Source organism: Janthinobacterium sp. SUN176, from assembly GCF_030587335.1.
GTDB lineage: Bacteria > Pseudomonadota > Gammaproteobacteria > Burkholderiales > Burkholderiaceae_D > Janthinobacterium > Janthinobacterium kumbetense.
Map to the genome: position 1 here is coordinate 627,615 of NZ_JAPWIA010000001.1, position 19,912 is coordinate 647,526.

Annotated in this window: 15 protein-coding genes; 3 read left to right on the forward strand and 12 right to left on the reverse strand. The window is 63.5% G+C overall.

The annotated features are described in order from the left end of the window. The first annotated feature begins 166 nt into the window (after window positions 1–166). On the forward strand, window positions 167–970 hold the full coding sequence (locus tag O3299_RS02915; protein ID WP_289915901.1) for an SDR family oxidoreductase: 804 nt from the start codon (window positions 167–169) through the stop codon (window positions 968–970). Window positions 971–988: 18 nt separating this feature from the next. Here the strand turns inward: O3299_RS02915 and O3299_RS02920 are convergent, their stop codons facing one another. The 12 genes from O3299_RS02920 to O3299_RS02975 form a co-directional block, all read right to left on the reverse strand. After that, a complete protein-coding gene (locus O3299_RS02920; RefSeq protein WP_305061457.1) occupies window positions 989–1,981 on the reverse strand; it encodes a GyrI-like domain-containing protein in 993 nt (330 codons plus the stop codon). A gap of 49 nt (window positions 1,982–2,030) precedes the next feature. Beyond that, the gene (locus O3299_RS02925; RefSeq protein WP_251351131.1) at window positions 2,031–3,317 is read right to left on the reverse strand and encodes an O-acetylhomoserine aminocarboxypropyltransferase/cysteine synthase family protein; all 1,287 of its coding nucleotides are present in this window, start codon (window positions 3,315–3,317) and stop codon (window positions 2,031–2,033) included. 94 nt (window positions 3,318–3,411) lie between these two features. Continuing rightward, window positions 3,412–4,323, reverse strand: a complete 912-nt coding sequence (locus O3299_RS02930) for a carbohydrate kinase family protein (protein ID WP_305061458.1) — start codon at window positions 4,321–4,323, stop codon at window positions 3,412–3,414. Then, the gene (locus O3299_RS02935; protein ID WP_305061459.1) at window positions 4,320–5,966 is read right to left on the reverse strand and encodes an alpha-amylase family glycosyl hydrolase; all 1,647 of its coding nucleotides are present in this window, start codon (window positions 5,964–5,966) and stop codon (window positions 4,320–4,322) included. The genes O3299_RS02930 and O3299_RS02935 overlap by 4 nt, the downstream gene beginning before the upstream one ends. 2 nt (window positions 5,967–5,968) lie before the next feature. Then, entirely contained in the window at window positions 5,969–6,859 is an 891-nt protein-coding gene (gene malG, locus O3299_RS02940; protein ID WP_077402472.1) for a maltose ABC transporter permease MalG, read from the reverse strand. Between the two features lie 10 nt (window positions 6,860–6,869). Beyond that, window positions 6,870–8,381 carry a maltose ABC transporter permease MalF gene (malF, locus tag O3299_RS02945; RefSeq protein WP_099664600.1) on the reverse strand — a complete coding sequence of 504 codons (1,512 nt, stop codon included), beginning with the start codon at window positions 8,379–8,381 and terminating at the stop codon, window positions 6,870–6,872. A 131-nt stretch (window positions 8,382–8,512) separates the two neighbouring features. After that, entirely contained in the window at window positions 8,513–9,733 is a 1,221-nt protein-coding gene (gene malE / locus O3299_RS02950) for a maltose/maltodextrin ABC transporter substrate-binding protein MalE (protein ID WP_305061460.1), read from the reverse strand. A gap of 108 nt (window positions 9,734–9,841) precedes the next feature. Continuing rightward, entirely contained in the window at window positions 9,842–10,927 is a 1,086-nt protein-coding gene (locus tag O3299_RS02955) for an ABC transporter ATP-binding protein (protein WP_305061461.1), read from the reverse strand. A gap of 221 nt (window positions 10,928–11,148) precedes the next feature. After that, window positions 11,149–12,786: an alpha-amylase family glycosyl hydrolase gene (locus O3299_RS02960; RefSeq protein ID WP_305061462.1), complete on the reverse strand. Its 1,638-nt coding sequence runs from the start codon at window positions 12,784–12,786 to the stop codon at window positions 11,149–11,151. Window positions 12,787–13,026: 240 nt separating this feature from the next. Further along, complete coding sequence (locus O3299_RS02965) at window positions 13,027–14,037, reverse strand: substrate-binding domain-containing protein (protein WP_305061463.1); 1,011 nt, start codon at window positions 14,035–14,037, stop codon at window positions 13,027–13,029. 312 nt (window positions 14,038–14,349) lie between these two features. Then, window positions 14,350–15,570, reverse strand: coding sequence for a carbohydrate porin (locus tag O3299_RS02970; RefSeq protein ID WP_251351138.1), 1,221 nt, complete (start codon window positions 15,568–15,570; stop codon window positions 14,350–14,352). Between the two features lie 238 nt (window positions 15,571–15,808). After that, window positions 15,809–17,368, reverse strand: coding sequence for an MFS transporter (locus O3299_RS02975; protein ID WP_305061464.1), 1,560 nt, complete (start codon window positions 17,366–17,368; stop codon window positions 15,809–15,811). 115 nt (window positions 17,369–17,483) lie between these two features. Between O3299_RS02975 and O3299_RS02980 the strand changes: the two genes are divergently transcribed. Together O3299_RS02980 and O3299_RS02985 are read left to right on the forward strand one after the other, a co-directional pair. After that, on the forward strand, window positions 17,484–18,410 hold the full coding sequence (locus O3299_RS02980) for a LysR family transcriptional regulator (RefSeq protein WP_305061465.1): 927 nt from the start codon (window positions 17,484–17,486) through the stop codon (window positions 18,408–18,410). 313 nt (window positions 18,411–18,723) lie between these two features. Further along, entirely contained in the window at window positions 18,724–19,845 is a 1,122-nt protein-coding gene (locus O3299_RS02985; RefSeq protein ID WP_305061466.1) for a patatin-like phospholipase family protein, read from the forward strand. Window positions 19,846–19,912 lie beyond the last annotated feature (67 nt).

Consider the following 19,912-nt stretch of genomic DNA (forward strand, 5'->3'; position numbering starts at 1 on the left):
TCATCAAATAATTTCTGTTGACATCATACATTACGTGCGTCATGCTTGCGACGCTAAGCATGATGATCGTCATGTTTAGCGTCGCGTCAAAACATGATGGCTGTCATGTTTGATCCGTCCTGCTGAAAGCCATTCATTCGAATTTACCAATTGCAAAGGAACCATCATGAGTACAGTCAATACACCGGGCACGGCCCTCGTCACCGGCGCGTCGTCGGGCCTGGGCGCCGTATATGCGGACCGCCTGGCCAGCCGCGGCTTCGATTTGATCCTGGTGGCGCGCCGGGTTGAACGCCTGGATGTGCTGGCCAGGTCGCTGGCGGAAAAGTATGGCGTGTCCGTGCGCGCCATGGCGGCGGACTTGTCCGCACCGGCCGACCTGCAGCGCGTGGCCGATGAACTGGCCAGCAATCCGGCCATCACCATGCTGGTCAATAATGCGGGCGCGTCGACCCTGGCGCCCGTCGTCGATACGCCGAAAGCGGGCATCGCCACCATGGACAAGGTCAACGTGACGGCCGTGGCGGAGCTGAGCTACGCCGTGCTGCCGCAGTTCAAGCAGCGCAACAGCGGCACCATCATCAATATCGGCTCCGTGCTGTCCTTCCACATCTTGCCCGTCAGCACGATCTACAGCGCCACCAAGGGCTATGTGATGAATTTCACGCGCGGCTTGCAGCAGGAGCTGGCCGGCACGGGCATCGTGGTGCAGCTGGTGCTGCCCGCATCGACGGCGACGGAAATCTGGGAATTGAGCGGCGTGCCGCTGGCGCAGCTGGACCAGGCCACCATCATGCGCGCCGAAGACTGTGTCGATGCGGCGCTGGCGGGCCTGGACCAGGGCGAACTGGTGACCTTGCCTTCCGTCGAAGACCAGGCATTGTGGGAGCAGTTTGACTCTGCCCGCCTGGCCCTGTTCGCAGGCGCGATGCGCGGCAAGCCGGCATCGCGCTATGGTATCGCGGGCTGATACACGCGAAAGAGGAAGCTACAGCGGCCGTACGGGGATGCAGATGTCGCAAGAGAATTCGCCGGTGGCCGGATCCAGCGCCGTGGCCGCGGAAAAGCGCTCGAAGCACGGGCGCTCATCCCACTGCAGGCCGCTGGCCGGCAGCCATTCGCGCGTCATGCGCGTCCACGTTTCGGCAATGGCGCCGGACGGCCCCTTGAATTGCGCCACCGCATAGCGCCCGCCCGGCAGGGTGGTGATGCTGGCCCGGCCGCCCGACTGGAATGCATCGGGCACGGCGACGCAGGCGTCGTAGCGGCATTTTTCTGGCGGCGTGATGCTGGGATCGTCATGGCCGATGCCGTAGCACGTCGCGTCGTCCAGGCCGTGCGATTGCATCCATGGCGCGACAGTGTCGCGCCAGAAGGCGCCGATGGCGGGGCCGTAAGGGCCGATATGGCGCTGGCACGCCACGGTGGCGGGCGGCAGGTCGAGGATGGTGACTTGCATGGGACTCTCTCTATGAAGTGGATTGGAGTGCCCATGGTGCTGGAAATTCGGCCCGTTTTCCTGACCGGGATTGCGCATGGCCTGATCTGGATTGCTATCTTGCCGGCGCAGGCGCATGGCTGCGAGCATGGCAGCGTTTTTTGCGGCGACGCCGGCGCGCCAGGCCGTCGGCGTGCAGCCGAATTTCAGCTTGAAGGCGCGCGCGAACGCTTCGCCGGAGCCGAAGCCCGTCGCCAGCGCGATGTCCAGTATCGCTTCGCCGGGGCGGCAGGCCAGCCGCAGGGCGGCCGTTTCCAGGCGCCGGCGGCGCGCATAGTCGCCCAGCGTCTCGCCCATCCAGGCGGCGAACACGCGGTGAAAGTGGAAACGGGAAAAATGCGCGACGTCGGCCAGCTGCGCCAGCTCCAGCGGCGTGTCGAGGTGGCGGTCGATATGGTCAAGCACGGCATTCATGCGCCGCGCGTATTCGGCGCGGAAATGGCCGGATGCCGGCTGCTCAGGGGGAGTAGGAGGGGAAGACATGCCGCCGATTATGGCATGAAGTCCCCTCCGGCCGGCGTGGAAAAGAGGCTTACGCCGCGTTCAATGCCTGCTCCAGGTCTTCGCGCAAGTCGTCGATATGCTCGATGCCCACGGACAGGCGCAGCATGTCTTCGGACACGCCCGCCTTGGCCAGTTCTTCGGGATTGAGCTGGCGATGCGTGGTGGAGGCCGGGTGGGTGGCCAGCGACTTGGCGTCGCCGATGTTGACCAGGCGCGTGAACAGTTGCAGGGCGTCGAGCACGCGGGCGCCGGCCGCGCGCGGGTCTTCGCCTGCAGCCAGCTTCAGGCCGAAGGACAGGATGCCCGAGGCGCGGCCGTGCATGTATTTTTTCACCAGCGCGTGGTCCGGGTGGTCTTCCAGGCCCGCGTAATTGACCCACGCGACTTTCGGATGGTTTTTCAAGTGTTTGGCCAGGGCCAGCGTGTTGTCGCAGATGCGGTCCATGCGCAGGGCCAGGGTCTCGATGCCCTGGATCAGCTGGAAGGCGCTCAAGGGCGAGATGGCCGCGCCCATGTTGCGCAGCGGGACGACGCGCGCGCGGCCGATGAAGGCGGCGGGGCCGAACGCTTCCGTGTAGACGACGCCGTGATACGACACGTCCGGTTCGTTCAGGCGCTTGAAGCGCTCCTTGTGTTCGGCCCATGGAAATTTGCCGCTGTCGACGATGGCGCCGCCCACGGTGGTGCCGTGGCCGCCCAGGTATTTGGTCAGCGAGTGCACGACGATGTCGGCGCCATGCTCGATGGGGCGGAACAGGTAGGGGCTGGGTACCGTGTTATCGACGATCAGCGGGATGCCGTGAGCGTGCGCGATTTCGGCCAGCTTGGCCACGTCCGTCACATTGCCCAGCGGGTTGCCGATCGATTCGCAGAAGATGGCCTTGGTGCGCGCATCGATCAGCGCGGCGAAGGTCTCGGGCTGGCGCGCGTCGGCGAAGCGCACTTCGATGCCGATTTGCGGCAGGGTGTGGGCAAACAGGTTGTAGGTGCCGCCATACAGCTGGCTGGCGGAGATGAAATTGTCGCCCGCTTCGGCGATGGTCTGGATCGCGTAGGTGATGGCCGCCATGCCCGACGCCACGGCCAGCGCGGCCACGCCGCCTTCCAGCGCCGCGACCCGCTTTTCCAGCACGTCCTGCGTGGGGTTCATGATGCGCGTGTAGATATTCCCGGCGACCTTCAGGTCGAACAGGTCTGCGCCATGCTGGGCATTGTCGAAGGCGTAGGCCACCGTCTGGTAGATGGGGACGGCGGCAGCCTTGGTGGTCGGGTCGGGGGTGTAGCCGGCGTGCACGGCCAGGGTTTCGATTCTCATGTGGTCTCCGGTTCGAATGGTCTGCAATGGTGAAATCCGCAGCCATTGTGCCATGCGCCCGTTACCAAGTTATCACGCTTGATAGAATTTTAAGTCATAAGCTAGTGCTGTCTTGATATAAGTCATTCAGCTCTGCCTTGCCGATAAACCGTTCATGCGTGCCATGCTGGGCGCAGGCAAACGCGCCGCCGATGGCGCCGCGGCGCATGGCGTCGTCCAGGCCCGCGCCGCCCAGCCAGGCGTGCAGGAAGGCGGCCACGAACGAGTCGCCTGCGCCATTCGTGTCCACCACGGGCAGCTTCAAGCCAGCCGCCGGAGTGTGACGCACGGTCTCGCTGCCCCGTTCCAGCAGGTAGGCGCCGTGCGCGCCCGCCATGGCGATCACCGCCTGCGCGCGGCCTTCCGCGACAATCGCGCGCATGACGGACTCCGTGCGCTCGCCCAGCGCCGCCGTGCTGAGGAAGACCAGGTCGGCGCGCAGGGCGAACACCTTGTGGTGCGGGTTGACGCCATCCCAGTCGTGCAAATCGGTCGACACGGTGGTGCCGCACACTTGCGCATCATCAAACAGCGCGGCCACCCAGCCCATGATGGAAAAGTGCGCGTGGCGCGCCGGGCCCAGGTAGGGAAGATAAAAAGCGGCGGGCATGCGCACGTCTTCCGGGTGGCGGCCGTCGTACAGCGACAGCCGGCGCCCTTGCGGGTCGACCAGGTTGACGCTGCGCCGCGTGCCGGACGGCTCGACGATGTGCGAGAAATCGAGCCTGGCATCCTTGTAGCGCTGCAGGATGGCCGCGCCTTGCGCATCGTCGCCGATGAAGTCGATGAACTTGCAGCGCAGTCCCAGCGCGTGGCAACCGAGCGCCACGCCATTGCCCGTGTGCGCCACGTAGTCGCGGATGGGCGGCACGTGCAGCGAATCGGTGACGGGCAATTGCAGGTCGGGGACGCGCACGATGGTGTCGATGCCGGCGCCGCCGACCACTAAAATGTCATAGCTGCTCATGGTGCTGCCTTTTCTAACAGGACGGTGCCGGCCGCATTCACGGCGACGGCGCCATTGCTGACGGTGTAAGTGTGATTGGTGTAGGCGTCGCGCAGCAGGGCGCCATCGGCGAAGACGCCGTGCACCTTCAGTTCGAGCGCGCCTTGCGCTTCGGGCACGGCGATGACGGCGTCGCCATCCATCGCGCGGGCGAACGCGTACGGCTTGTCGTCGATGAAGCGGTGTTCGCCGCGCGCCAGCGCAGGGTGGCGCAGGCGGAACTGGCCCAGCTTGCGCGCATGGGCGAGGGTGGCCGCATCGAGCGACGACCAGTTCATGTCGGAGCGTGTGGCCTGCTGTTCGTCGCCGACGGGCGCCGCGCCAGGCTGGCGCGCGCTTTCATCGCCATAGAACAGCTGCACGCCACCGGGCGCCAGCAGCAGGGCGGACAAGCCATGTTTCAGCCGGTCGCGCGGGAACAGGCTGGTGTCGTGCGAGGAGATGTACGACAGGATGTCGTAGCGGGGTGCATTGCCGATGCGCTTGCCCAGCAAGCCCGCATACTGGCGGTACACGCCATCGATGCTTTTCCAGTCGCCGCCCGCGCGATTCTGGAAATCGAAATTGATCATCGAGTCGAAGCCCGCGTCATGCCAGCTGCTGCGCTCGGGGCCATGGCCCCACGCTTCGCCCGTCATCCAGAACGGTGCGTCGTCGATCTTCTGCTGCGGGTGGCGGGTTTTCCAATCCTTGAGGGCATCGGTGGCTGCCGCGCGCAGGGCCAGCCAGCTGGCCGGCTCCACGTGCTTGACGGTGTCGGCCCTGAAACCGTCGACGCCGAATTCGCGCACCCAGTCGACCAGCCAGTGGACAAGGTAAGTGCGGACAGTCGCATCGGGCAGGGCCACGGCGCGCGTATCGCTTTTACGCTGCAGGATGGGCGGCAAGCCCACGGCCTTGCTGCTTTCCGTGCGGAAGTCGGGCAGATACGCCAGTTGCATGGTGAAATCGTCCTTGCCGCCGTCGGGATAGCCTGGCAAGCCGGCGCGCACCCAGTCCGGACCCCACCATTGTGCGAAATCAAAGTTGTTGTAGTCGATGTAGCTATGATAGTCGCGCAGGGTGGCTTTTTCATGGCCTGGCCACAGCACGGGCACTTTATATTCGGACAGGGTGCGCAAGTCCGCGTAACCCGGGTGGTTCAGCACCACGTCGAACAGCACGCGGATGCCTTGCGCGTGGGCAATATCGATCATTTCGCGCAATTCCTCGCGCGTGCCCATGTTGGCATCCATCGTGGTGTAGTCGAGCGCCCAGTAGCCGTGGTAGGCGTAATGCTGGAATTGCTGCTTGCCGCCCACCACCCAGCCGTGGATCTGCTCGTACGGCGCCGTGATCCACAGGGCGTTGACGCCCAGTTCCTTGAAGTAGCCAGCTTTGAGCTGCTGCGTGAGGCCGGCGATGTCGCCGCCGTGAAAGCTGCCGACGTCGCCGCCTTGCGGGTCGGCGGCGCGGCCATAACTGTGGTCGTTGCCGGGATTGCCGTTGGCGAAACGGTCCGTCACGGCGAAGTAGACGATGGGGTTGTCAGCGAAGCTGACGCTCCCTGCCTGCGCCGAAGCGCTGAGTAACAGGGCGGCCAGCGCAGTCAGGGAGCGTCGCATGGTCAGCCTTTCACGCCGCCAGCCGTCAGGCCGGAGATCATCCATTTTTGCGCCAGCAGGAACACGGCCGTGATGGGCAAGCCGGACAAAATGGCTGCCGCGGCGAAGTCGCCCCACAGGTATTTTTGCTCGTACAGGAACAGTTTCGAGCCGACGGCCAGGGTCAGGTTGTTCTGTTCATGCAGCAGCACGGAAGCGATCGGGTATTCGATGATGGCGCCGATGAACGACAACAAAAACACCACCATCAGGATGGGCACCGTCATCGGCAGCAGCACATAGACAAACGCTTGCCATTGCGTGGCGCCGTCGACCTTGGCCGCTTCCTCGATTTCGATGGGGATGGTTTGATAGTAGCCCTTGATGGTCCAGATATGCAGGGCGATGCCGCCCGTGTAGGCCAGCACCAGGCTGCCGTGGTGGTCGATGCCCAGCCACGGCACGTAGCTGCCCAGCACATCGAAGATGGCGTAGATGGCTACCAGGGCCAGCACGGCGGGGAACATCTGCAGCAGCATCAGCGCGGACAGGGTCTGCGACTTGAAGCGGAACTGCATGCGCGCGAATGCGTACGCGCAGGTGGTCGACAGCAGCACGGTGACGGTGGCGCTCATGCTGGCCACCTTGATGGAATTCCATAGCCACAGCAGCACGGGGAAGTCCGGCTCGACCAGGGTGCCGTTGGGCGCCTGGTAAGACATGCCCAGCGCCAGGCGCCAGTGTTCGAAGCTGATCTCGGGCGGTATCAAACTGCCCGAGGCGAAGTTGCCAGGGCGCAATGAGATCGACAAGATCATCAGGAAGGGAAACATCACCAGCGCGATCAGCGCGATCACGGCGACGTGGGCCGCCAGGATGCGCCAGCGGTTGGAACGGTCGACAACGATAGCCATGGTCGGTCCTTTATGCTTTGTTCATGCGCGTCAGGCGCATGTTGACCAGCGAAATCGCGGCCACGAGGAAGAAGATCAGGGTCGAGATGGCGGCGGCCAGGCCAAAGTTCTGGCCGGAATCCTCGAACGCGATGCGGTAGGTGTAGGACACGAGCAAGTCCGTCGTGCCGGCCGGTAACGTCGTGTCGAGGAAATCGGGACGTCCGCCCGTCAGCAAGCTGATCAGCACGAAATTGTTGAAATTGAAACCCAGGCTGGCCACCATCAGCGGCGTCAGCGGTTTGATGATTAGGGGTAACGTTATTTTGAAGAAGTTCGTCAGCGGTCCCGCGCCGGCCAGGGCCGACGCTTCGTACAGGTCGGATGGAATCGCCTTGATCAGGCCCATGCACACCACCATCATGTAGGGGTAGCCGAGCCAGGTGTTGACGATCAAAATCATGGCCTTGGCCAGGGTGGTGTCGGAGAACCAGGCGGGCTTGATGCCGAACAAGGCGTCGAGCACGAGGTTGATTTCGCCGAAGTTGTTGTTAAATAAACCTTTGAATACCAGGATGGAAATGAATCCAGGCACGGCGTACGGCAGGAACAGCAGGGTACGGTACAGGCCGCGGAAGCGCAGCGCATCCCAGTTCAGCAGCACGGCCAGTACCATGCCCAGGCCCGTCGTGGTGGCCACGCTGATCAGGGCGAAAACGATGGTCCACACGAAAATGCGCAGGAAGGGGCCGCGGAACGCTTCGTCGGAGAAGATTTTCACGAAATTGGCGAAGCCGACGTTGACCTTGAAGCCCGGCTCCAGTTTCGTGCCGTCCGGCATTTCATAAAAACCCGTCTTGAAGTTCGGTGTCACGAGTTCGCCCGTGGCTATTTTCTTGAGCGTTTTGTCCGGCAACTGCTTGTAGACGTGCGCGACGGGGCCGAATTCGCGCAAGCCCACCATGCGCAGCTCTATCCTGTTCGGCAAGATCAAGGTGAGCAACTTCAAATCCTTTTGCAGGGCGATGATGTCCTTGATGGGCAGCGGCGGAGCCAGCACGGGCGCCTGCACGGGGTCGAGCGGCGTCACTTCCACGTTCAGGGGCACGGCGCGCTTGAGGGCCAGCGGCTGCGTCAGCAGCACTTCGCCCGTGTCCGGGCTTTCCAGGCGCAAGCGGTATTCCTTGTTGTCGGCATGCACGGTCATGGCATAGCCGGCGCTTTCCACGCGCTGCGTCTCGTCCAGCAGGTATTGCGTGGCGCGCTCATAGGTGAGCAGGTTGCGCGAACTGAAATTGGTAAAGCCGATCGACACCGTGTACACCATCGGCAGCAGCACGAAGACGATCACCGCCGTAATGCCGGGAAACAGATAGCGGTAGGCATAGGCGCGCGGCGACGTGAAGACAAACGTCGTCAGGGTCAGCAAGCCGAGGAAAACGGCGGCCAGCATGGTCTGGCCGGAAATGTACAACATGAAGAGCAGATACAGACCCAGCGCCATGCTGATGGTCAATACCGTAGGGCCGATAAACTTGCGCACGATGGGATACCTGTGAAAATGGTGCTGTTTGCGTCGGGATGGACGCAACGGAGAGCCGGGGTCAGACCCGCCGGGTCTGACCCCAGATTTCTGCTGATGGTCGAAATTAGATTTCGCCTAACCAACGTTTATTAATTCGCCGTCGTAATCCGCTTTGCCGCCGCATCCAGGCCATCCTTGGTCGTCTGGCGGCCTTGCGTGATGTTTTCCAGCGCCGATTGCATCGACGACCAGAAGCGGCCCATTTCCGGGTTGTTCGGCATCGGGCGGCCCGCCTGCGCGCTTTCCATCGTCGCCTGGATGTTCGGATTGGCTTTCAATTCCGCGAACAGCACCTTGTTGGCTGGCGTGCCCAGCGGGACGTCGGCGTTGATGGTTTTCAGGCCATTGATCTGCAGCATCTGGTTTTCCAGGAATTCCGTGGCCAGGTCCTTGTTCGGGCTGGCTTTCGAAATCATCGCGCCCAGCACGCCCACGAATGGGGTGGCCGTCTTGCCGGCGACGGTAGGGATCGTTGCCACGCCGAAATTGATCTTCGACTTGCGCGCATTGTCCCACGACCATGGGCCGTTGATCATCATGGCGATCTTGCCCTGGTTGAAACCGGCTTCCATCTCGGCATAGCCCGCGCCCTTCGGCATGGCGCCGCTGTTGATCAGGGTCATCAGCGCATTCACGCCAGCCTGCGAACCGGCATTGTTCACGCCCGTTTTCGCCGCATCGTAGCGGCCGTCGGACTTGACTTCAAACGGGAAGCCGCCGCCCGCGCCCAGCAAAGGCCAGGTGAAATAGGTATTCGTGTAATCCCACAGGATGGCTTTCTTGCCTTGCGCGGACAATTTCTTGTCCAGTGCGGCGATTTCTTCGAAGGTTTTTGGCGGGGTCGGCACCAGGTCCTTGTTGTAGACGAGGGCGACGGCTTCGATGGAGATCGGGTAGCCCCACGTCTTGCCGCCCACGGTGAAGGCGTTCCAGGCCAGCGGCAGGATGGCGGCGCGCGCTTCCTTGCTTGGCGTCAATGGTTGCAGCAAGCCGGCGTCGATCCAGGTGCCGATGCGGTCATGCGGCCAGATCCAGATGTCCGGGCCCTTGCCGGCGGCCGCTGCCTGCTGGAATTTGTTTGGCGCATCTTCCGGGTGCTCGACGACGACCTTGATGCCCGTCTTCTTGGTGAATTCCTCGCCGACCTTGGCCAGGCCCTTGTAGCCTTTGTCGCCGTTGATCCAGATCAAGAGGGTGCCTGCTTCGGCCGCGTTCGCCATGCTGACGGCGGCCAGGTTGCCGATGCCGGCCAGGGCGGCGGCGATCAGGCTGGTTTTGATGAAGCTGCGTTTCGGGTGCGTGAAGGACATGTCAATCTCCAGTATCTTTTTTTATGCTAAGTTTATGTTGAATATCAAGGCTGAAACGATGCAACCAGGCCAGGCGGCGCCTGTAGCGCCTGGCCCTTAAATCCGGAATCAGGTACGCGTCTGGCCATGCTCGTCGAACACATGGACGCGGGCGGGCGCCACCTGCAGCGCCACGGATTGGCCAATGGCCCAGTCCGTTTCCGCATCGGCGCGCACCACCAGCGGCTCGTCGCCGCCCGGTACCTGCACATACAGATAGCTGATGTCGCCCAGTTTTTCCACCGCTTGCACGGTGGCCGTGAGGGCGGCGGTGGCGCCGGGTGCGCACGCCTGCACGTGTTCTGGACGCGCGCCGACGGTGACGGGGGTGCCGCTGGCCAGCGGCTGCGTCAACACGGCTTGCAGCATGCCTTTCGCGTTGGTGGCGATGGTGGCCACGCCGTCCGCATAGCTGTGGATCTTGCCTTTGAGGAAATTCATGCGGGGCGAACCGAGGAAGCCGGCCACGAACAGGTTGGCGGGGTGGTGGTACAGCTCCAGCGGGGCGCCCACTTGCTCGATGCGGCCCGCGTTGAGCACGACGATGCGGTCGGCCAGGGTCATCGCTTCGACCTGGTCATGCGTGACGTAGATCATGGTCGAGCGCAATTCGCGGTGCAGATTCGCCAGTTCGATGCGCATCTGCACGCGCAGCGAGGCGTCCAGGTTGGACAGCGGTTCGTCGAACAGGAAGACGTCGGGCTTGCGCACGATGGCGCGGCCGATGGCCACGCGCTGGCGCTGGCCGCCCGACAAGTCTTTTGGTTTGCGTTCCAGCAAAGGTTCGATGCGCAGGATTTGCGCGGCGCGCTGTACGGCGTCGGCGATCTGCACCTTGTTCATGCCGGCCAGTTTCAGGCCGAAGGCCATGTTTTGCGCCACGCTCATGTGCGGGTACAGGGCGTAGCTCTGGAATACCATGGCGATGCCGCGCTTGGCGGGCGGCACGTCGTTCATGCGGGTCTTGCCAATATACAAGTCGCCGCCGCTGATTTCTTCCAGGCCGCAGATGCTGCGCAGCAAGGTGGATTTTCCGCAACCCGACGGGCCCACGAAGACCATGAATTCGCCGTCGGCGATCTCCAGGTCGATGCCGTGCAGGGTTTGCACGTCGCCATATGCCTTCTTCAGGCCTGTTAACTTCAGTCCAGCCATGTCTGTCGTCCTCATTCTCACTGAATGTGCCTGGCCAAATCTACTGCGCGTCGAACTTGCGGCTGGCGATGCTCACTGTGCATTCGCACAGCTGCGCTTCTCAGCCACAACTTTCATCCGCTCGCTACGATTTTGCCAAGCACTGATACTCTGTTGTTCGGCCCCGCTGATGCGCGGGGCTCGTTATTGTAATTGGCGGCATGGCCGCCAAAGCCTGCGATTTACGCCAGGGTGCCGAACCAGCCGCCATGCGGGGGCAGGGTGAGCTGTTGGCCATCCTTGCTGCCTGGCAAGCCGTGACCGGCCAGGTCGGCCGCGGGCGCCGCATCAGGCCAGGCAAACGTGACGGCTTGCGTGCCCAGGTTGAAGGCGGCCAGCACGGGCGCTTGGCCTGGCAAGTCGCGGCGCAGGGCCAGCACGGGTTCCGGCGCATCGAAGAAGACGATGTCGCCGCGCAACAATTGCGGCAGGGTGCGGCGCCAGGCGAGGATGTTTTGCGCAAACTGCAATGGTGAAGCGGCATCGTTTTCTTCGACATCAACGGCGCGCGCCAGGTGTTCAGGCGGCACGGGCAACCAAGGTTTTGCCGTGCTGAAACCGCCGTGCGGCGCGTCGGCCACCCAAGGCATCGGCGTGCGGCAGCCGTCGCGGCCCTTGAACTGGGGCCAGAACGGGATGCCGTACGGGTCTTGCAGCGCTTCGAAAGGAATATCCGCTTCCGTCAGGGCCAGCTCGTCGCCCTGGTACAGGCACGGCGTGCCTTTCAGCGCCGCCTGCACGGCCAGCACCACCTTGGCCAGCGATGGCGACGGGTTTTCGCCGCCCCAGCGCGTCATGACGCGCACGCTGTCGTGGTTGCCCACGGACCAGGACGCCCAGCCGTCGGCCACTTGCGCCTCGAACTCTTCCACTTGCGTGCGGATGTGCGCGGCCGAAAACTCGGCCGTCAGCAAATTGAAGCTGTAGGCCATGTGCAGCTTGTCGGCGCCCGTGTAGGCAGCCATGGTGGCCAGCGCATTATCGTCGCCCACTTCGCCGATGGAAATGGCTTGATATTCGTCAAGTATGGCGCGCACGCGCTGCAAATAAGCGATGTTTTCCGGCTGCGTCTTGTCGTACACGTGCGCCTGCATGCCGTACGGGTTGATGGCGGACACGCTGCTCGCGTCGCGCTGGGCGGCGGGGGGATTGTCGCGCAGCAATTGGTCGTGATACGGGAAGTTGCAGGAATCGAAGCGGAAGCCATCGACGCCGCGCTCGAGCCAGAAACGCAGGTTGTCCAGCTGCGCCTGCTGCACGGCCGGATTGTGGAAATTCAGGTCGGGCTGGCTGGCGAGGAAATCGTGCAGGTAATACTGGCCGCGGCGCGGCTCCCATTGCCAGGCGGAACCGCCGAACACGGATAGCCAGTTATTCGGCGCCGTGCCATCCGGTTTCTGGTCGGCCCACACATACCAGTCGGCCTTGGCATTGTCGCGGCTGGAGCGGCTTTCCACGAACCACGGGTGGTTGTCGGACGAGTGCGACAGCACCTGGTCGATCATCACTTTCAAGCCCAGTTCATGGGCGCGCGCCACCAGGCGGTCGAAATCGGCCAGGGTGCCAAACATGGGGTCGACGTCGCAGAAGTCGGCCACGTCGTAGCCGAAGTCCTTCATCGGCGACGTGAAGAAGGGGGAAATCCACACGATGTCGGCGCCCAGGGCGGCGATGTAATCGAGCTTGGAAGTAATGCCAGGCAAGTCGCCGATGCCGTCGCCATTGCTGTCGAGGAAGCTGCGTGGATAAACCTGGTAGATGACGGCGCTGCGCCACCAGTCGGCGGGCAGGTGGGCGAGATTGTTCTGGATGGTCGGCATGAATGATTTCTTAAAAGTTGCCTGTAGCCTTGGCTATCAGGGCGGCGCTGCTGGTTGGTAGGCGAACGTCTTATTTTAAAATTCAAAGCGCTTTGGGTATGAAATGAGTATAGTTCAAAGCGCTTTGAAAAGTAAAGCGATACACGCGCCAGACATACGATTTTTTTATGAGGGTGATTCAGGAGGGCGAGGCGCGAGCGCCGGCCAGGCGGCCGGCGGCATGGGGACAGCGGAAAACGTCTAGTGCGGCACGGGGCCGGCGGACTCGCCCGGTAACAGTTCGCACGGCCACAGTTCCTGCAGGTCGGTGACGGGCGTGCCATCCATCAGGGCCAGCAGCATGTGGATCATCTTCGCGCCGGCGCCGCGCGGGTCGGGCTGGACGACGGTGGTGACGTTGTGGCCGGCCAGGGAATCCTCCATCACGCCCCAGACGATCAGCGACATGTCGCGGCCGATGGCGATGCCCGCGTCGAGCAGGGCGCGCACGGCGCCCACGCCCGACATGTGGTTGTCGACGATGACGGCCGTGGGGCGGGGCGAGCGGGCCAGCAGGCGCTGCATGGCCTGGTAGCCGGCGCGGCGGTCGTGCGCGTTGTCGACCAGGTTGTCCGGGTCGACGGCGAGGCCGCCCGCCTGCATGGCGTGCTGGAAACTCTCGACGCGCTGGCGCACGAAGTTCAGGTCCGGCGTGGCGCTGATCAGGCCGATGCGCTGGTGACCCAGCTGCGCCAGGCGCTCGACGGCCAGGCGCATGCCGGCCTCGTTGTCGTAGTCGAACCACGCGTGCGGCTGGTTCAGCTGGGTGCGGCCATGCGCGACGAACGGCATGCCCTGCTGCGCCAGGTAGGCGATGCGCTCGTCGAACGGTTTGGTGCGGCCGACGATCAGGCCATCGATGCGGCGGCCCTTGACCATGCGTTCATAGGTGTGGAATTCGTTGGTGGCCGAGGCGGGCGCGATCATCATGTCCATCTGCTGCGCTTCCAGCGCTTCCGACATGCCGCCCACGATGTCGATGAACATGGGGTCGGCCAGGTCGTTCGGCATCAGCGGGTAGATGATGCCGACTATATTCGTGCGTCCCACGGCCAGGCTGCGCGCCATGGGATTGGGGCGGTAGCCGGCCGCCTGCGCGGCGGCCAGCACCCGCTCGCGCGTGCGTTCGCTCACTTCCGGATAGCCATTCAAGGCGCGGCTGACGGTGGTTTCGGATATTCCTAGCGTTTTGGCGAGATTTTTGAGGTTCATGGATGCTGCGGTTGGGGTCTATCCAGGGTGGGTCGGGAGCGGTGCCGTGCGATGACGGGTAGTTTATCTGATAAATGCCGGATTGATCAGGGTCATGACAAGCGGCGGCGGCGCCCAAAAAAATACGCGGGCAAACCCAGGGGCGCCCGCGCTAAAAGAGGATACTGCTGAATCACTACATTGAAGCTGCCGGCCATCGCGTGCAGCGGCGAAATGGTGGGTCCGGATATTACTTGCCCCTGGATAAGCGGGCGGTGTTGCTGCCACCGGCAAGCGTCCGGGGACGCTTGCCAACGTTCTAGCGGCCTGCGATTACCACCAGGATTCCACTTGGAAACCGACGGAGCTGCCGTTGGTCTTGCCACCGAACACGCCGGTCGACGACAGCGCCGATTCCGCGGCGGCGGCCGACTGGGCTGCCTTGTTCCATTTGGCGTAGGTGTAGAAAGCGCGCAGCACGGGGCGCGACCAGAAGCTGTTGCCGGCCGACAGTTGCGGCGCGAAGGTCAGCTTGGTCAGGTTGCGGCTTTCGCCGCCTTCCGGCTTGACGATGTCATGGCCCAGTTCCACGGCCAGGCTGTAGTTGTCCGTGAAGTGGTAGACGGGACGCGCGCCGATCGACGTCCACTTGCTGCTCACGCCTGCCGATTCCTTGTCTTCGTAGACGAAGGTGCCCATGCCCGACCAGGCGCCTTTGGGCTGGATCATGATCTGTTCCGTCAGGCGCACGACCTTGTCATCCTTGTTGGCGCCCAGGCTGAAGCCGCCCGTGTTGGCGGCGCTGCCCTTGCCGTACTGCAATGCCACCTTGTTGAAGCCGCCGAGCAGATTGCCTTGCGTATGCATGATGGTCAGCAAGTGGCCGCTGGCGATGGGGGCCGCGCCTTGCGCATTGCGTTTCTGGTTGAATTGCAGGCCCAGGGTCAGTTCGCCATCCGGGTTGACCTTGATGCCGGAGAAGCGCAAGTCGTGGGACAGGCCCATGCGCTTGCTGTCGCCGTCATCGGCCGTGCGCACGATGGCGTAGGCCAGTTTGGCGGCGCCCAGGTCGATGTTTTCCAGGCCGGCGCCAGGGCCGCTGTTATTCCAGAAGTAGTAATCGGTGATGTGCACGTCCTGGCGGTCGTAGTAGCGCTTGCCGACCCAGGCGCGCGCTTCGGCGAAGGCGCCCGTGCCGATCTTGTCGGCGACGACGTTCATTTCGCGCCACGACGGGTCAGATTGCTCCCAGTCCTGGTTCTGGTTGACGGAGAACGCCACCAGGGTATTGATGCGGAAGGTGGTGCCGTTGGCTGCCTTGAAGGCTTCGCCGCCGAATTTCAGCTCGCCGTAGGTTTCGCACTCATTGCCCAGACGATACTTGGACGAGGCGCCGGCCAGGCCGAAACACGCTTCCTTGCCGCCTTCGCTGCTGGTGCCGAAGCCCGAGCGGATGTAGCCGCCGAAATCGATCGGCAGGGCGGCCTGGGCGGCCGAAGCGCTCAAGGCCAACGCCACGGCGGCAGGCAAAGTTTTCAAGAAATGTTTGTTCATTGCGTCTCCAGTGTTTTTATAGGTGTGGGATCGGTGCGCATAACTTCGCACAACCAAAGCGCTTTAGTTATGGTTCAAAGCGCTTTGAGTATAGTTCAAAGCGCTTTGATGAGTAAACTAGTTTTATCTTTGAAAACTTTTTAGGTGTTGCGGAGAAGCATCAAAGGCGGGCGGCGGCGCGTGGGCGCCGCCGGGTATGGCGGGGAAGGAGATGGTTGTCGTGGGAAAGCCGGGCCGCTTAGTTTGGCGTCTTGCAGGCGGGCAGGGCGGCCGTGTCCCGCGCGGCGTCGGCTGCATTCGCCGGATGGCGCAGGAAGGCGAGGATCAGCAGGGCCGACGCCGTGGTGATGCTGGCCAGAACATACAGCAAGTGGCGGAAGGCGGCGCCATAGGCTTGCGCCAGTTCGGCGGCGCCGGCCTGCGGCAACAACGCGCCCGCATGGCGCAGCTCGCCCAGCGCCAGGAAGGGCGCCGCCTGCTCCGCGCCGATGCCAGCAAGGCCGGCGCCGCCCAGCGCCGCCATGGTGAAGGTGCCCAGCAGCGCGCTGACGATGGCCAGCGCCAGCCCTTCGCCCGCCACGCGCGTCGTATTGAAGATGCCGGCCGCCATGCCGGCCCGTTCGACGGGCACGACGCTGATGGCCAGGCCGTCCATCAAGCCCCAGGGCAGGCTGATGCCGCAGCCGATCAGCAGTAGCGGCCCCAGCAAGGTGGCGGGCGACTGGCCCGGCGCGCAGGTGGAGAGCCACAGCAAGCCACCCGCCGCCAGCAGTAATCCGCTGGCGCAGATGTGCGCGGCGGCGAGGCGCTGCGCCGCCATGCCGGCCAGGATCGGCAGCACCAGCATGGGTGCCGACAGGGCGATCATCATGCGTCCCGCTTCCAGCGCGCTGTAGCCTTCGATGCCGATGAAGCGGGCCGGCAGCAGCACCAGCAGTACGACGAAGGAAAACGCGGGCGCGGCTGCCAGTAGTTGCACGCCGGCAAAGGCGGGCAGGCGGAACAGGGATAAATCCAGCATGGGCCGCGCCGCGCGCCGCTCCACGCGGATGAAGAGGGCCAGCAGCAAGGCCGCAGCACTGAACAAACCCAGGCTGGCGGCGCTGTTCCATCCACTGTCGGGCGCCTGCAGCAAGCCATAGGTAAACAGGGACAATGCGCCCGTAAACGTCAGGGCGCCGGGCCAGTCGACGCCCTGCGCTTGCGGGTCGCGCGATTCGCGCATGGCGCGCGCGGCGGCCAGCAGGGCGGCCAGTCCGGCCGCGGCCGTGGCGACAAAAATGGCGCGCCAGCCCGTGTGTGTGATCAAGGTACCGGCCAGGAAGGGACCGAAGGCGAGGCCCACGCCGAAGGCCGTGCCGATCAGGCTGAAGGCGCGCGCGCGGGCGGAACCGTCGAATTCCTGCGCCAGGGCCGCCAGTCCGCTCGACAGGGCCATGGCGCAGCCCAGGCCCTGCACGGCGCGCAGCACGTCGAGCCACAGGATGCCGGGCGCGGCCGAGAGCGCCAGGGCTGCGGCGGAAAACACGCCCATGCCCAGCAAGAACACGCGCTTGCGGCCATAGCGGTCGGCCAGCGCGCCGGCCACCATCAGGCAGCCGCCAAAGCTGAGCATGAAGGCATTCGTGATCCACGCCAGCGCCAGCGGCGTGCCGTGCAGGTCGGCGGCGATGGCGGGAATGGCGATGGCCGGCCCCGTAAAACTGAGCGGCATGCATAGCGCGGCCAGGCAGACGGCCGCCAGCACGAAGGCGCGCCGGGCCGGGGAGGCCGGCTTCATACGTTGATTGGTATCCATGGGAATGATTCCAGAAAGAGGGAATCCGATGATAATATGGACGTAATCAATGAAAAAGTGGCTCAAAATCCACTCATAACGGACAAATATTCCCCAATCAGGATGGCGAGATGACATGGATAATCTGAACGGCATTGCCGCCTTCGTGCGCGCGGCGGAAACGTCCAGTTATGTGGCGGCCGGGCGGCTGCTCGGGGTGTCGGCCTCGGCCGTGGGCAAGAGCGTGGCGCGGCTGGAAGAAAAGCTGGGCGTGCGCCTGCTCAACCGCAGCACGCGGCGCATCAGCCTGAGCAACGAGGGGGCGCTGTTTTTCGAACGCTGCCAGCGCATCCTGGCCGACCTCGGTGATGCCGAGGCGGAACTGTCGCACCTGGCCGAGGCGCCGCGCGGCAAGCTCAAGGTCAGCCTGCCCGTGATCGGCTACCGCATCATCCTGCCCCTGCTGGCCGACTTTACGCGCCAGTATCCGGAAATCGAGCTCGACCTCGATTTCAACGACCGCCTCGTCGACGTGGTGGCAGAAGGCGTCGACGTGGCCGTGCGCAGCGGCACCTTGACGGATTCGCGGCTGATGGCGCGCGAGCTGGGGCCGTTTGCCTTCGCCATCGTGGGCTCGCCCGCATATTTCGCCCGCCATGGCGTGCCGGCCACGCCGCGCGCGCTGGAAGGGCACGCTTGCGTGCGCTATAAATTCCCCACCACGGGAAAACTGCAGGAATGGGCGCTGCAGCGGGCCGGGGGCGACAGCGGCGGCGAGTTGCGCTTGCCGACCGCCTTGACCTGCAACAACATCGAAGCCTTGATCGGCGCCGCCACGCAGGGCGTGGGCCTCGCTTACCTGCCTGACTTTATCGTGCGCGACGCCATCGCGCGCGGCGAATTGCAAGCCGTGCTGGCCGGCTACCTGCTGCACTCAAGCAAGTTCTGGGTGCTGTGGCCATCGAGCCGCCACCTGTCGCCCAAAATTCGCGTCTTTGTTGACCATTTGTGTACCCACCTGCATTTTTCCGCGCCCCCTGCCGACCCTGCATCTTTCCCTTGATGCCCCTGGCCGCCGCGCCGGCGGCTGGTTGGGGAATATTCCTACCCCAAAGAGATTATTCCTAACACCGCGGAATTTATATTTGCTGCACCGCATCAGGCAATGCCGCACGGCATCAACTTATACCCTTCCTGAATACCGGTCATTCGTTATGGAAATTGCCATAAGGAATTTATTTATGTTAATTTCATATCTGTTTCTGCAACATTGCATCGGCTGGTCGCTTGCGGGAACATGTGCAGGATTAGGCGCCATAAGCGTGTAGTAACCAACAATTAAGGGATGGTAACCCCGTTCCGTTCAGGGAGTGTGCATGAAGACAGTCACTACGACATCGCCGGATCTGGCGCCAGCCGCGCCAGCGAAACCGGCCCGTAAAACGGGTCTGCTGCTTGGTGGCGGCGCACCAAATTCCACTTTGATCGCCGGCGCCCTGGCCGCTTTCCTCGACGAAGGCATCGAGTTCGACGTCATTTCCGCCTCGGGCGCCGGTGTGTTGATGGGTTTGCTTTACACGACGCCGCACGAGGCGACGCCGCGCCAGGCCTTGCAAAGCTGGGCCGACACGGGCGTGGCCGACAGCATTTACAAGATGATCCCGATCAACTACAAGGTGTTCCAGAAGCCGGGCATGCACGCGAGTACTTTCCGCGACGCCTTCCAGCCGCCGGCCAACAATCCTTTTTTTCAGGCGTTCCAGCAAACGTTTGCGGGCGTGCCCACGGCCTGGTCGGACTGGGGCAAGCTGATGGTGTCGTCGCTGTCGCCGTCGGACCTGTCGGCGAAAAGCCTGGGCCTGTGCGCGCACTTGCCCTTCCTGGAAAAGGCCGTGGATTTCTCGGGCGTGGCCCGCATGCGCCCCGATTTCTACATCAATGCCTACAACCTCAGCGAACATCGCATGCAAATCTGGGGCAAGCACGAAATCGAAGCCATCCACGTGCGCGCCGCGTTGTCGTTCCCGTTTCTGTATGCGCCCACGACCATCGCGGGCGACGATTACATCGAAGGCGCGGCGCTCGACACGCTCAATTTCGACCCGTTTATCGAAGGCAAGGGCGAGCACCATGACGCCGACACCCTGGTCATCCTCGATATCCTCGGTGACGAGCGCTTGCTGCGCAAGCCGCGCAACCTGTACGACGCCTGGGTGCGCTCCATCATCACGCCGCTGGTGAAGATTTCCAAGAGCGAGCTGCGCCTGTTCGAACTCGAGCACAACACGGACGCGCGCACGGGCCAGCCCAAGCGGCGCTTGCTCAAGCTCGACCTGATGGGCGGCATCCCGGAACAGCACTGGCCCGATACCCTGGACTGGTCCAGTTCGAACATGCAATTGCTGTTCGACGTGGGCCACAAGGCGGGCCTGGCGTTTTGCCGCCAGCATGGCGACTTGCTGCGCCGCACGCCTGACGCTTCCCCGCTGGCGGCCTAGCCACCGATCCCCGGCCACCTGATCGGCAGCTATTTATCCTGCCTGGCCTTGCCAGGCCACTCTTTTT